At 68.4% G+C, this 12,382-nt stretch carries 10 protein-coding genes and 1 pseudogene; 7 read left to right on the top strand and 4 right to left on the bottom strand.

The features are described 5' to 3' along the window. The first annotated feature begins 285 nt into the window (after positions 1-285). Together FJ091_18925 and FJ091_18920 are read left to right on the top strand one after the other, a co-directional pair. Positions 286-654 carry a hypothetical protein gene (locus FJ091_18925; GenBank protein ID MBM4385432.1) on the top strand — a complete coding sequence of 123 codons (369 nt, stop codon included), beginning with the start codon at positions 286-288 and terminating at the stop codon, positions 652-654. Continuing rightward, entirely contained in the window at positions 641-1,165 is a 525-nt protein-coding gene (locus FJ091_18920) for a DUF2846 domain-containing protein (GenBank protein MBM4385431.1), read from the top strand. Before FJ091_18925 ends, FJ091_18920 begins: the two co-directional genes overlap by 14 nt. Before the next feature lie 11 nt (positions 1,166-1,176). Here FJ091_18920 and FJ091_18915 read toward each other — a convergent pair whose 3' ends face one another. Both FJ091_18915 and FJ091_18910 read right to left on the bottom strand, forming a co-directional pair. Further along, on the bottom strand, positions 1,177-1,410 hold the full coding sequence (locus FJ091_18915; GenBank protein MBM4385430.1) for a DUF1330 domain-containing protein: 234 nt from the start codon (positions 1,408-1,410) through the stop codon (positions 1,177-1,179). Between the two features lie 82 nt (positions 1,411-1,492). Next, positions 1,493-2,044: a VOC family protein gene (locus FJ091_18910; protein MBM4385429.1), complete on the bottom strand. Its 552-nt coding sequence runs from the start codon at positions 2,042-2,044 to the stop codon at positions 1,493-1,495. Positions 2,045-2,125: 81 nt separating this feature from the next. On the opposite strand from FJ091_18910, the pseudogene FJ091_18905 reads away from it, so the two are divergent. The 4 genes and pseudogenes from FJ091_18905 (at position 2,126) to FJ091_18890 (ending at position 7,746) form a co-directional block, all read left to right on the top strand. Beyond that, positions 2,126-3,327, top strand: a pseudogene (locus FJ091_18905) (RtcB family protein). A 39-nt stretch (positions 3,328-3,366) separates the two neighbouring features. Next, positions 3,367-4,587 carry a beta-lactamase family protein gene (locus FJ091_18900; protein ID MBM4385428.1) on the top strand — a complete coding sequence of 407 codons (1,221 nt, stop codon included), beginning with the start codon at positions 3,367-3,369 and terminating at the stop codon, positions 4,585-4,587. A gap of 7 nt (positions 4,588-4,594) precedes the next feature. Further along, entirely contained in the window at positions 4,595-6,529 is a 1,935-nt protein-coding gene (locus FJ091_18895) for an FAD-dependent oxidoreductase (protein ID MBM4385427.1), read from the top strand. Positions 6,530-6,591: 62 nt separating this feature from the next. Next, positions 6,592-7,746, top strand: coding sequence for an acyl-CoA dehydrogenase family protein (locus FJ091_18890; GenBank protein ID MBM4385426.1), 1,155 nt, complete (start codon positions 6,592-6,594; stop codon positions 7,744-7,746). Positions 7,747-7,750: 4 nt separating this feature from the next. Here the strand turns inward: FJ091_18890 and FJ091_18885 are convergent, their stop codons facing one another. Next, positions 7,751-9,430 carry an alkaline phosphatase family protein gene (locus FJ091_18885; GenBank protein ID MBM4385425.1) on the bottom strand — a complete coding sequence of 560 codons (1,680 nt, stop codon included), beginning with the start codon at positions 9,428-9,430 and terminating at the stop codon, positions 7,751-7,753. Between the two features lie 323 nt (positions 9,431-9,753). Next, entirely contained in the window at positions 9,754-11,217 is a 1,464-nt protein-coding gene (locus FJ091_18880) for an MFS transporter (protein ID MBM4385424.1), read from the bottom strand. Between the two features lie 811 nt (positions 11,218-12,028). On the opposite strand from FJ091_18880, the gene FJ091_18875 reads away from it, so the two are divergent. Continuing rightward, positions 12,029-12,295: a hypothetical protein gene (locus FJ091_18875; GenBank protein MBM4385423.1), complete on the top strand. Its 267-nt coding sequence runs from the start codon at positions 12,029-12,031 to the stop codon at positions 12,293-12,295. Positions 12,296-12,382: the final 87 nt, after the last annotated feature.

Raw genomic sequence — 12,382 nt, 5'->3', positions numbered from 1 at the left:
GTGGGAATTTCCTTGCGCCTCCACCGAACAGCGGAGAGGATTGACGTTGTGAAATTGTCTTCACGGCGGATCTGCTGCTCGGCTCTCGCCCTGTTCATTGCGGGCGCGGCAGTCGCACAAGACCAGCCCGCGGCCGTGGATGTACCGCTGCTCATCGAGACGGCCATCGAGGTCAACCCGCCCACCGCTGAGTTGACTCTTCCGGCGGGCAACGAAGTCCGCGTCCGACTGTAGCAAGAAATCGGTTCCCACCTCAGTCAGCGCGGCGACAAGTTTCGACTCACCGTGCTGTCGCCCGTCACCGTTGACGGTCACGTCGTGATTCCGGCCGGCACGAGCGCGGAAGGCGAGATCGTGCATGCCGAGAAGGCCGGGTGGATCGGGAAAGCGGGTGAGCTGATCGCAACCGCGCGGCGCGCCTCGGTGGGCGATCGAGAGGTCCCGCTGCGCAGCTTCATCGCGGACAACGGAAAGAGCCGAACTGACATCGCGGGAGCAGTCTCGATTGCGATCGGCCTCCCCGGGATCTTCATTCGCGGTGGGAACATCGTGATTGCCGCAGGCACCGAGATGGTCGCGATCGTTGCGGACGATGTGCGCCTACCACCCATCCCCTCAGCCCCGCCGGAGAACACGTCTGATGACGATGAGTAAGGGCAACGCCCACACGCTGCTGATCGCAGCCATTGCAGCGAGCTTTGCGTGCGCAACGCCGAGCCCCGCGCCGGCTCCCGCGGAACCCGCGGCTACAACGACCCAAGAAGAGCCGGCTGCGGCCACGGCGGAAGTGCCTACTCCCGCCCCTCCGGCCTTCGACTTCGAGTCTCTCGCGGGGCCGAACCAAGGGGTGGTGGTGTTCTTCCGCCCGCGCAACTTCATGGGCGGCGCGATTCGATTCATCGTGCGCGAGGGGGAACGCGAACTCGGCAAGCTCACCGTTGGCAGCTACTTCGCCGTTGCGTTCGATGCCGGCCCGCACAAGTTCACCGTTCACTCCGAGGCGAAGGACGAACTTCACCTCGAGGTTGCAGCTGGGGACGTCTACTACGTACAGGGAACGATCACGATGGGCGTGATGGTTGGTCGTCCGAACATCGCGCCCTCCAACGCCGAGACGTTCGACGCGATGCGAGCCAAGCTCAAGGAGTCGCCGCCGCTTCGCTGAACGCGCGGTCCTTACGTTGCGACGAACAGCGCGAGCCGATGCGTGCTCGCGACCGCGGGCTCGAAGTGCGCCGCACGCACGCGTTGATACGCGGGGTCCGCGTAGAACGCGGCGCGCTTCTCCGCGTCAGGGAACGAGTGCGCGAAGACGCGGTTGATGCGCTCGCTCGCGCTCGACTGCAGCACGCGCGCGATCGCGAAGTCGTGCTCGAAGCGGCCGCCGTAGCGCTCGCGGATCGGCGTCATCGCCGCGCGATAGCGGGCGTACTCCGCTTCGTCGCGCACCTCGAGGCCGAGCCACGTGACCACGCGGCCGGGCTCCACGCGGCTACTTCCGCTTCTCGATGCGCGGCCCGTTCGGCTCGCGCACGGGGTCGCGCCCGTCCCAGCCTTCGTGCGCCGTCTGCCAACCCGAGAAGATCTCGCGGATGATCTTCGAGTCGCCGTGCATCTCGACGAAGCAGCCGATCTGCTTGCGCGCGTCGAAGTAACAAACGTCGGCGCCGCTCCACATCTCGACGGCGAGGTCGAGGCCGCGATCGAGGAAGTGCTGCTTGTCCGCGGCGAAGTTCTCGCTGAGGATGCCGACGTGATGGAAGCCCTCCTCGCCGGGCTTGAACATCTCGCGGAAGATCGACGGCGTTTCGTCGTGCAGCTGAATGAGCTGGATCTGCACGGGCCCGCAGTAGGCGAAGGCGTAGGAGAGCTCGCACTCCTCGGGCTTGCCGCGATAACGGAAGTAGCCCTCCGCCTTGTGGCGGCGCGCAGTGAAGAACGGGCCCGCGCCGAACAGCTCGGCCCAGCGCCTCGCGCCGGCGTCGAGGTCGTTCACCACCCAGGCGTACTGAAAGATGGGGCGCTGCAAGAAGCTCGTGAGCATGCTGCGGCTCCTCGGATCGACGTACTACGGGTAGCGCGCTTCCGCTAATCACGGCGCGTGCGCGAGCCCAGCTACGAAGTGATGCGGCCCGAGGGCGGCGTTCCGATCAAGTCTTGGACGCGAGGCGTGCCCTTCGAAGCCGAGGCGCGCGCGCAGCTCGAGAACGTGGCGCGGCTGCCGTTCATCCACGGCTGGGTCGCCGCGATGCCGGACGTGCACTGGGGCATCGGCGCGACCGTCGGCTCCGTGATTCCGACGCGCGGCGCGATCGTGCCGGCCGCGGTCGGCGTCGACATCGGCTGCGGAATGATGGCGGTGCAGACCACGCTCGTGGCGAGCGATCTGCCTGACCACCTGTTCGGCGTGCGCGACGCGATCGAGCGCGCGGTGCCGCACGGGCTCTCGCGCTCGCGCGGCGGTCGCGACAAGGGCTCGTGGGCGAAGCGCCGGACGCGGTGAACGAGGCGTGGGCGCAGCTCGCGCCCGCGTTCGAGCGCATCGCGGAGAAGCACCCCGCGGTGAAGAGCTCGAACCATCGCGTGCACCTCGCGACGCTCGGCACGGGCAACCACTTCATCGAGGTGTGCCTCGACGAGGCGCAGCGCGTGTGGGTGATGCTCCACTCGGGCTCGCGCGGCGTCGGCAACCGCATCGGCTCCTACTTCATCGAGCTCGCGCGCAAGGACATGGAGCGCTGGTTCATCCAGCTGCCCGATCGCAACCTCGCCTACTTCCCCGAAGGCACGGAGCCCTTCGACGACTACGTGGAAGCGGTGAGCTGGGCGCAGGAGTTCGCGATGACGAACCGGCGCCTGATGATGAGCCACGTGCTCGCGGCGCTCGGCGCGGCTGGGCTGCGGCCGTTCGCGGCGACCGACGTCGCGGTGAACTGCCACCACAACTACGTCGCGCGCGAGAGTCATTACGGAGAGAACGTGCTCGTGACGCGCAAGGGCGCGGTGCGCGCTCGCGAAGGCGAGCTCGGAATCATCCCCGGCTCGATGGGCGCGCGCTCGTACATCGTGCGCGGCAAGGGCAACGCCGAGAGCTTCCACAGCTGCTCGCACGGCGCGGGCCGCGCGATGTCGCGCGCGGAAGCGAAGCGGCGCTTCTCGCTCGAGGACCACGCGGCGGCGACCGCGGGCGTCGAGTGCCGCAAGGACGCGGACGTGATCGACGAGACGCCGGCGGCATACAAGCCGATCGACGCGGTGATGGAAGCGCAGCGCGACCTCGTCGAGGTGGTGCACGAGCTGCGCCAGGTGGTGTGCGTGAAGGGTTGAGCGGAGGCGAGATACCGTGCGCGGCGAAGGAGCCCGCGCATGGACCTCGCACGCCCCGAAGAAGTCGGACTCTCCTCGGCACGCCTCGCGCGCATCGAGGAGCATCTTGAGCGGCGCTATCTCGCGGACAAGAAGATCGCGGGCGCGCTCACGCTCGTGCAGCGGCGCGGGCGCATCGCGTACCTGAAGGCGCAGGGCCTCGCGGACCGCGAGCGCGGCGTGCCGATGCGCGACGACACGATCTTCCGCATCTACTCCATGTCGAAGCCGGTCACGAGCGTCGCCCTGATGACGCTCTACGAGCGCGGCGCGTTCCAACTCGAAGATCCGGTGCACCGCTTCATCCCCGCGTGGCGCGACCTGCGCGTGTTCGACGGTGGCAATCACCCCACCTTCGCAACTCGCCCGTGCGAGCGCGCGATGAGCGTGCGCGACCTGTTCACGCACATGTCGGGGCTCACGTACGGCTTCATGGAGCGCACCAACGTCGACCGCGCGTATCGGCGGCTCGGCATCGGCGAGCGCGACAAGTCGCTCGACGAGATGATCGCCACGCTCGCGAAGCTGCCGCTCGAGTTCTCGCCGGGCACGCGCTGGAACTACTCGGTCTCGACCGACGTGTTAGGGCACCTGATCGATCGCATCTCCGGCAAACGCCTCGACGTGTTCCTGCGCGAGGAGATCTTCGAGCCCCTCGGCATGGTCGACACCGCGTTCTTCGTGCCGGCGGAGAAGCTCGATCGCTTCAGCACGAACTACACGCGCATGCCGGACAAGTCGCTGCGCGTGGAAGACGACCGCATGAAGAGCATCTTCGCCGAGCCGCCCGCGTTCCTCTCGGGCGGCGGCGGGCTCGTCTCGACCGCGCGCGACTACGCGCGCTTCTGCCAGATGCTGCTGAACGGCGGCGCGCTGGGCGGCGCGCGCATCCTCGGCCGCAAGACGATCGAGCTGATGTCGATGAACCACCTGCCCGAGGGCCGCGACATCACGCGGATGAACGTCGGCGGTCAGTTCAGCCAGATCGCCTACGACGGCGTCGGCTTCGGCCTCGGCTTCTCCGTGACGATGGACCTCGCCAAGGCGCAGACCATCGGCTCCGCGGGCGAATACGCCTGGGGCGGCGCAGCGAGCACCGCGTTCTGGGTCGACCCCAAGGAAGACCTCGCCGTGATCTTCATGGTGCAGCTGATGCCGAGCGGCACGTTCAACTTCCGCGGGCAGCTGAAGAGCATCGTGTATCCAGCGATCGTGGATTGAGCTCGTGGTGTTGCTCGATCGCGTCCTCTCCCCCATCGCGATCAACGGCGTCGTCATCAAGAACCGCGTCGTGCGGACGGCACACGGCACGAACCTCGGCGGGGGCGCGCTGAGCGACGATCTCATCGCGTACCACGAAGCCCGCGCGCGCGGCGGCGTCGGGCTGTCGATGCTCGAGGCGTCGGGCATCCATCCTTCGGGCCCGATGACGCTGAACGCATGGGACGACTCGATCATTCCCCGGTACGAGTTGTTGATGCGCGCCGTGCGGCCGCATGGGATGCGCGTCTTCTCACAGCTGAATCATCTCGGGAGTGATCTCGGAGCGCCAGGCGAGAAGCCGTGGTCTGCTTCGGAGCTCGTGAATCCCAACAACAACGCGCAAACCCACGCGATGACCCTCGGCGAGATCGCCGCGATGGTCGAGGCGTTCGCGGCCGCGGCGCGGCGCGCGGTGGCCGGCGGCCTCGATGGCGTCGAGGTGCACTGCGCGCACGGCTACCTGATCCAGCAGTTTCTTTCGCCGCACACGAATCGGCGCGAGGACGCCTACGGCGGCTCGTTCGAGAACCGCATGCGCTTCTACCTCGAAGTGCTGCGCGCGGTGCGCAATGCGATCGGCCCGCGCGTTCCACTCGGCACGCGCGTCGGACCGCACAATCGCCCGGGTGGCCTCAACGTGGAGGAGCACCGCGCGATCGTGGAGCGCGTCCTTCGCGAGGGTGTCGTCGACTACCTGAACGTCTCGCACGGCAGTAGCGAGAACCCGCACAAGATCATCGGCGCGATGCACGAGCCCAGCGGCTACGAGCTCGCACACGCGGCGCCGCTCACCGCCCTGACGACGCTGCCGCGCATCGTGACGGGGCGCTTCCGCACGCTCGCGGAGGCGGAGCGCGTGCTCGAGGACGGCGTCGCGGACTTGGTCGGCATGACGCGCGCGCACATCGCGGACGCCGAGATCGTGCGGAAGACCGTCTCGGGACGCGCGTCCGAGGTGCGGCCGTGCATCGGCTGCAATCAGGGATGTGTCGGCGGCCTCGCGACGGGCCGCCTCGGCTGCACCGTCAACGTCGCTGCCGGGCGCGAGCTCACGCTTTCGGAGGACCTCCTCGAACGCGCAGCGCAGCCCAAGCGCGTGCTCGTGATCGGAGGCGGGCCCGCCGGCTTGGAAGCGGCGCGCATCGCTGCGCTGCGCGGGCATCGCGTCGTGCTCGCGGAGGCGAGCGACGCGCTCGGCGGCACGCTGCGCATCGCGCGGCGCGCACCGCACCACGAGAGCATCGGCGACATCGCGGACTGGCTCGCGCGCGAGATCGCGCGCCTCGGCGTGGACGTGAAGCTCGGCGTTCGCGTCGATGCTGCGTACGTGCGCGGCTTCGCGGCTGACGCGGTGATCGTGGCGACCGGCGCCCTGCCCGCGCTGACCGACATCCCCGGCGCGCAGCTTCCCCACGTCGTCGCGGCGAAGGACCTCGTGGCGAGCGGTCCGGTCGAGGGCATGGGCGCGCACGCGCTCGTGTACGACGAGGTCGGCGCGTACGAAGCGATCGGTGCTGCGGAGCTCCTCGCGGCGCACGGCTTGAACGTCACGTTCGCGACGCCGCACTCGCGCTTCGCGCCGCTGATGGAGAGCGCGCTCGTGGCGCGGCCTGCGCGCGAGCGCCTCGAGGCGAGCGGGCGCTTCACGCTGCGCACGCGCGCGACGCTGCGCGCGATCGAGCGGGAGCGCTGCTTGTTAGGCACTACGCGCGGCGCGAGCCCGCAGGAGCCCGTGAGCGCAAGCGTGGTGGTGACCTCGCTCGCGAAGCGACCCAACCGCGCGCTCGCCGGCGAGATCGAGGCGCTCGGCATCAGCGCGGTGGTCGTCGGCGATGCGTGCGAGGCGGGACTGCTCCCGGGGGCGATTGCGCAGGGACATCGCGCGGGGCGAGAGATCTGAAGCACGCAGGCGCGACTCGGCCGCGGTGGGTCGCCGTATGCTCGCGTCCCTGAGGAGCCGTCATGCCCACCGGCGCCAGCGATCCCGTCCAGCGCGCGCGTGATCTCCAGCCCCTCGTGCGCGCGCACGCAGACGAAGCTGAGCGCGAGCGGCGCCTGCCGCGCGCCGTTGCGCTCGCGCTCGCAGAAGCCGGGCTCTACCGGCTCGGCGCGCCGAAAGAGTTTCACGGCGAAGACTCCGATCCGATGCAGCAGATCGCGGTGATCGAGGCGATCTCTACCGCGGACGGCAGCGCCGGCTGGAACCTGATGATCGGCATCGAGTCGTTCGGGCTGATCGCGCCGGCGTTCACGACTTGCCCGGAGCTGATCGCCGACCCGCGCGCGATCTTCTGCAGCTCGACCGCGGCAGTTGGTCGCGCCGAGCGCGAGAGCGGCGGCTACCGCGTGACGGGCCAGTGGCAGTTCGTGAGCGGGTGCCACAACAGCTCGGCGTTCGGCGGACTCGTGCTGCCACACGAGAACGGCGCGCCGAAGCCCGGCGCGATTCCGGTGTACGCGATGGTCGAAGCGCCGCACTTCGAGATCCTCGATACATGGCATGTGGGCGGCCTGCGCGGCTCAGGCTCACACGACGTGCGGCTCAGCGGCGTCTTCGTGCCGGACGCGCGCATCGTGTCGCCGATCGGCGCGACGCGCGGCGACTCGCCGTTCCTGCGTTTCCCGCTCGGCTCGCGCCTCGCGTACAACAAAGTCGGCGTGTGCCTCGGCATCGCGCGCGCGGGCATCGACGCTTTCGTCGCGCTCGCCGAAGGCAAGGTGCCGCGCTTCAGCTCGGCGACGCTGCGCACGCGCGGCGCCGCGCACCGCGCGGTCGCCCTCGCCGAGGTGCGCGTGCGTGCGGCGCGCGCGCTCGTGTTCGAGCTGGTCGCGGAGCTGTGGGAGCGCGTGCGCATGGGGGCGCACGTCACGACGCGAGAGCGCGCGCTGTTCCAGATCGCGTGCTCGGACGCTGCGCGCGGCTGCGCGGAGGCCGTCGACCTCGTATGCGACGCCGCCGGCACGACCGCGAACCAACTCGGCCATCCGCTCGAGCGCATCGCGCGCGACGTGCGCGTGGTACGCCAGCACACGACGGTCGCCTCGCACCACATCGACGACGCGGGGCGCGCATTGTTGGGGCTCGAGCCCGAGGGGTTGATGCTGCGAGGCCGGTGAGGCGCTACTCGACGTAGCCGAGCGCGCGCAGCCGCTCGATCGTCTCGTCCTGCAGCTCCGCGCTGCCCGCGCGCTCGATCGCAGCGCCGTCAAGCGACGCGTAGGCGTGCGGCTTGCGCTGCGACCAGCGCGCGGCGACGCCCGCGGGCAGCGCCTCTTCGATCGCGCGACCCGGCATGTCGGCGCTCGGCGGAAGGCCGAGCAGCGCGAGCACGGTGGGCGCGACGTCGCGCACGTGAGGAAGCCGACCCAGCTCGCCCGCCGTGATGTCCGGGCCGGAGAGCATGAACACGCCGGGGGGCGCTTCCGCGTGGCCGTAGCCGGCATCGGTGTAGACCCAGCCGTGATCCGACACGATCAGAATGCGCGCGTCCTGCGGCGTCGCCGCGAGCAGCTCCCCTAACAAGGCGTCCACGCGCTCGTAGTAGCGGTCGATCACCGTGGGGCCGAGCACCTTGCGGTGGCTCAGGTTGTCGACGCCGGTCGCGTACATCACCGCGAGCTGCGGGCGCTCGCTCGCGATCAAGTCGCGCGTCGCGCGGAACATGAACTCGTCCGAGCGCACGATGATCGGGAGCACCGTCATCTGCTCGCCGACCCCCACGAGCTTCGCCTTCGCCTCCGGCGTCAAGTCGCGAAACAGATCGCCGGCGAGCATCTCGGCCTCGCTCGGCAACGCGACCTGGAGCTTGCTGAGCCGATCCAGCAGCTCGGGCGGCTCGGTGATGCCGATGTCCTCGAGATTCCCGTGGCCCTCGGTGTTCTGATAGGCGGCGCGCGCCGGGTTGTTGTCCGAAACGAGCTGGCCGCGAACCGGATACGCCGGCCAGCTCGCCCACCAGTTCACGACCGCGACGCTGCCGCCCGCCGCGGAGACCATGTCCCAGAACGCGGGCACCTTGCGGTTGCAGCCCGTGATCGGCAGCTCCTGCATCAAGCCCGCGTCGTAGGCGAGCGTGAACAGGCGTCGCAGACCGCCGAACTCGGGCGTGAGCGCCGAGTCCGAGCGCAGCCGCTGCGCGCCGCAGCGCATGCCGGGGAACCGCTGCTCGGCGAAGTGCAGGATGTGGTGGCGCTGCGCGTACTGCCCGGTCGAGATCGTGTTCCAGATGATCGGTGACCAGGTGGGCTCGAACGTCTCGAGGTGCGATCGCAGCGAGCGCTCCACCACGCGCTGAAAGTTCGCCAGCGTGCCCGCCGCGATGCCCGCGTTCAGCTTGTCCCACTCGAGCCCGTCGAGGCCGATCACCACGAGCGGGTGTTCGCTCGCTTCCCGCGCGGGAGGTGCCGACGTCGTGACCGGGATCGAGTTCGCGTCGATGCGCGCCACCGCGCGCGCGTTCAGCGCGAGCGCGAGCGCGACGACACTGAGTGCGAGCACGGCTTCGAGCGCGCGCGGCAGCTCGCGGCGCACGCGCGTGACCGCGAACGCCGCGCCAGCAGCGATGGCTGCGCGAATCAGCCAGCGCACGGCTCCCGATTCGATCGACGCGGTCGCCGCCAGCGCAATGCCGACGATCGCGACCCAGAGCAGGCCGAGCGCGAACGAGCTCTCGCGCCGGCCGCCCGAGAGGCGCGCGACCGCGGCCAGCTGCAGCGGGATCGCGAGCGCGCACGCGGCGCCGAGCCCGGAGATCCATGCGAGCAGCACGCGGCCGTGTGCGTCCGAGACGGACGTATTCATCTCGGCCAGCGCGAAGCCGAGCCAGCCTCCCCACGCCGCTCCGACGAAGAGCTACGGGAGCGCGCTCACGACTGCGAACATCGGAACCTCGACTCGGGTGCAAGTGTGCCCCGGCGCATGCGCGACGTGACACCGTCGCGCCGCGTTGGACCCGCGGCCTGCGCGCGCGCTGCCGCGAAACTGCCGCGCCGGGCCGAAGACCCGCCGTGAGACCAGCGGATGCGCTGGCGGTCGCTGTCGTGGTGCGCCCGCTCGAATCACCGGTGCCACCGATGTAGTTCGTTTGGCGCGGGCCCTCTTCGCCTGCTCCGTAGCGGTTCCGGTCAGGCGGGTCCGATCTTCTCTTCGATCGGTGTATCCATCGTCTGATGAAGCGCGCGAAGATTCGCGACGTGCTTGTCGCGGTCGATGCCGTAGCGAGACACGATGAGCAGTGCCGTTACGAACAGGCCGAGATAGGCCGGCAGGAAGATCGAAGCGATGTCGACGCGGATGGCGTGAGTCACCTGCGCGGCGCTCGTGATGTCATCCAGCCCCACCAGCGACACGATGGTGCCGGCGCCGATGATGCCGCCGGCGGATACCGCCTTGGCGGCGAATCCCCGCGCCGCGAAGAACAGCCCCTCGGAACGTCTCTTGGTCGCCAACTCACTGTCTTCGACCACATCCGCCATCATCGAATCGAGCATCACGCCACCGATGATCACACCCACCACTTCGAGCACGATGAACACGGAGTAGATGGCGAGGCTCTCCCAGCTCCCGATCGCTGGCCAGTTGCCACTCAGCAACAGGAGATAGGGCATCGGGTACAACACGAGGCGGCCCGAGAACGCGACGATGGCGGCCTTCTTCTTGCCGAAGAGCCGGCCGACGTGGGGCCCGAGGAAGTACGCGATCCAGGGTGACAGCAGCACACACACGCCGGTGGTTGCGATCTGTGGACCACTGAAGCCGAAGAAATAGGTGGTGTTGTAGAGGTACAACGCGGTGCCGAGCCCGGTGGCGACGCCAACGGTCAGGCCGAAACCGAACAGCGCCGCGAAATGGCGATTGTGCAGGGACTGCAGGATCTGGCGGATCTCTCGGGAGATCTCGTTCCACCGCAGCACTTCGGTGGGTCGCGGCAGTGCCGCCGCGGCCTTCTGCGTACCCAGGGCGGAAACGATGATGGCGGCGGCGATCACCAGTGCGCCCACCACGCCGTAGATCGCATAACCGGTCCCCACGGTGACGCCGTAGGCACCGACCCAGAAGAAGAAGTTGAGGGTGTGGATGCCATTGCCGCCATACCAGCCAAAGGCATGACGCAGCGCCAGCCACTTGTTGCGTCGGTCGTAGTCCTTTTCGAGATCGGGTAACAAGGACGTAGACGGGATTTCAAAGAGGGTCGTTCCGGTGCGAATCAGGAGCGCCATCACCAGCACGTACCAGAACGCGTTTTCCGGCGTGATGTCGATGACCGGATTAAAGAGTGAATAGAAACACGCCGGCAATACCAGCAGCGCTGCATACATGAACGGGTGGCGTCGGCCGTAACGGCTGCTGGTCTTGTCAGACCAGTGCCCGAGCAGAAGATCCGAGGCTGCATCCCACAACATGGCGATGGCGAGAGCGATGGACGCGAGGTAACCCGGTACATGCAGCACCTGGTTGGCGAAGATCAGCAGTAGATAGCTGAAGGCATTGTCCTTGATGCCATAGGCAACCGAAGCACAGCCGTAGAACCAAAAAATCGGTTGTCGTTCGAGCGGTTTGTCCAGTGCCGCCACACTCAAGGTCTGCACAGCGGTCGCTCTCCCCTTACATCACACGCCAGGCCCTACGGTTGCTCTGATCAGCTCCGCCTATAGGCGACGAAGCGGTCTCGTCGGGACTCGACTTGTCACGACGTTCGTTCGCAAGCCGGCGGGAAATCGCGTTTGCTCTTCCTACCCCCGCCAGCGTGCGGCCCATGCCGCTGGCCGCGCCCGTAACAAACTGCTGTTCGCCCGCGAGATCCCAACATGCCGTGCTCCGCGTGGAAGCGCGACGATCCCACGGCGGCGCGCGCGCAGCCAGCCGAGCTCGGCGCGCCGGCGTAGCGCGTGAGCGTGGTGAGGAGCCGCTGGCGGATCGACGCAGCGCGCTCTCGGCTCACAGGCCGGCCTCGATCTACGGCCGGATCACGCGTGCGCCGCGGCACAAGTCGGCCATGCGCCAAGGAGCGTCGAGGCTGCCGCGCGCGCGGCGGTAGTCGCGCAGTTCCTCGATCGCGACGTCGAGACCGGTCTTGTTCCGGTACTTGAAGGTGGCGGCGATGGCGGACTCGCAAACCTCCCGCCGCGCGTGAGCACTCCGCTCGACCCTGCGAAGCGCATCGTCGAACTCGCGGAGTCCGGTGGAGCGCACAACCGTGCGGGGACAGGAAGAACAAGCTCGAGTTCCCGCTGAGTCGCGAACGGACGTTGTCACAAATCCCCACCGAGACCGTTTCGTCACCTACAGGCGGGCTGGAGTTGCCCCGTTTTCGTGGACACCTGAACACTTGGGTTCGAGGAGTTCACGATGGCGAAAGGGAATCACGGGCCGTGCCCGGTCGAGCTTCGGGCTCGGCTGGTGGAGCTGGTTCGCTCGGGCAAGACGCCCGAGGAGCTGTCTCGTCAGTACGAGCCGACGGCTCAGGCGATCCGCAACTGGGTTGCGCAAGCCGATCGCGATGCGAAGCGTCGTAGCGACGGCCTGACGACCGACGACAAGCAGGAGCTCGCGCGGCTGCGGCGTGAGAACAAGGCGCTCCGCGAGGAGCGCGAGATTCTGAAAACAGCCGCGGCCTGGTTCGCGCGGGAGACCGGCTCGGTGCCGTCCGGGTCTTCGAATTCGTGAGCGCGCATCGGGCCCAACATCGAGTGATCACGCTCTGCCGCGTCTTGGGTGTCTCCCCCAGCGGCTACTACGCGTGGTGCAAACGAC

Source organism: Deltaproteobacteria bacterium (genome assembly GCA_016875395.1).
GTDB lineage: Bacteria > Myxococcota_A > UBA9160 > UBA9160 > UBA6930 > VGRF01.
Note: the sequence above shows the minus strand (reverse complement) of the source record. Positions and strands in the feature narration are given on the sequence as shown.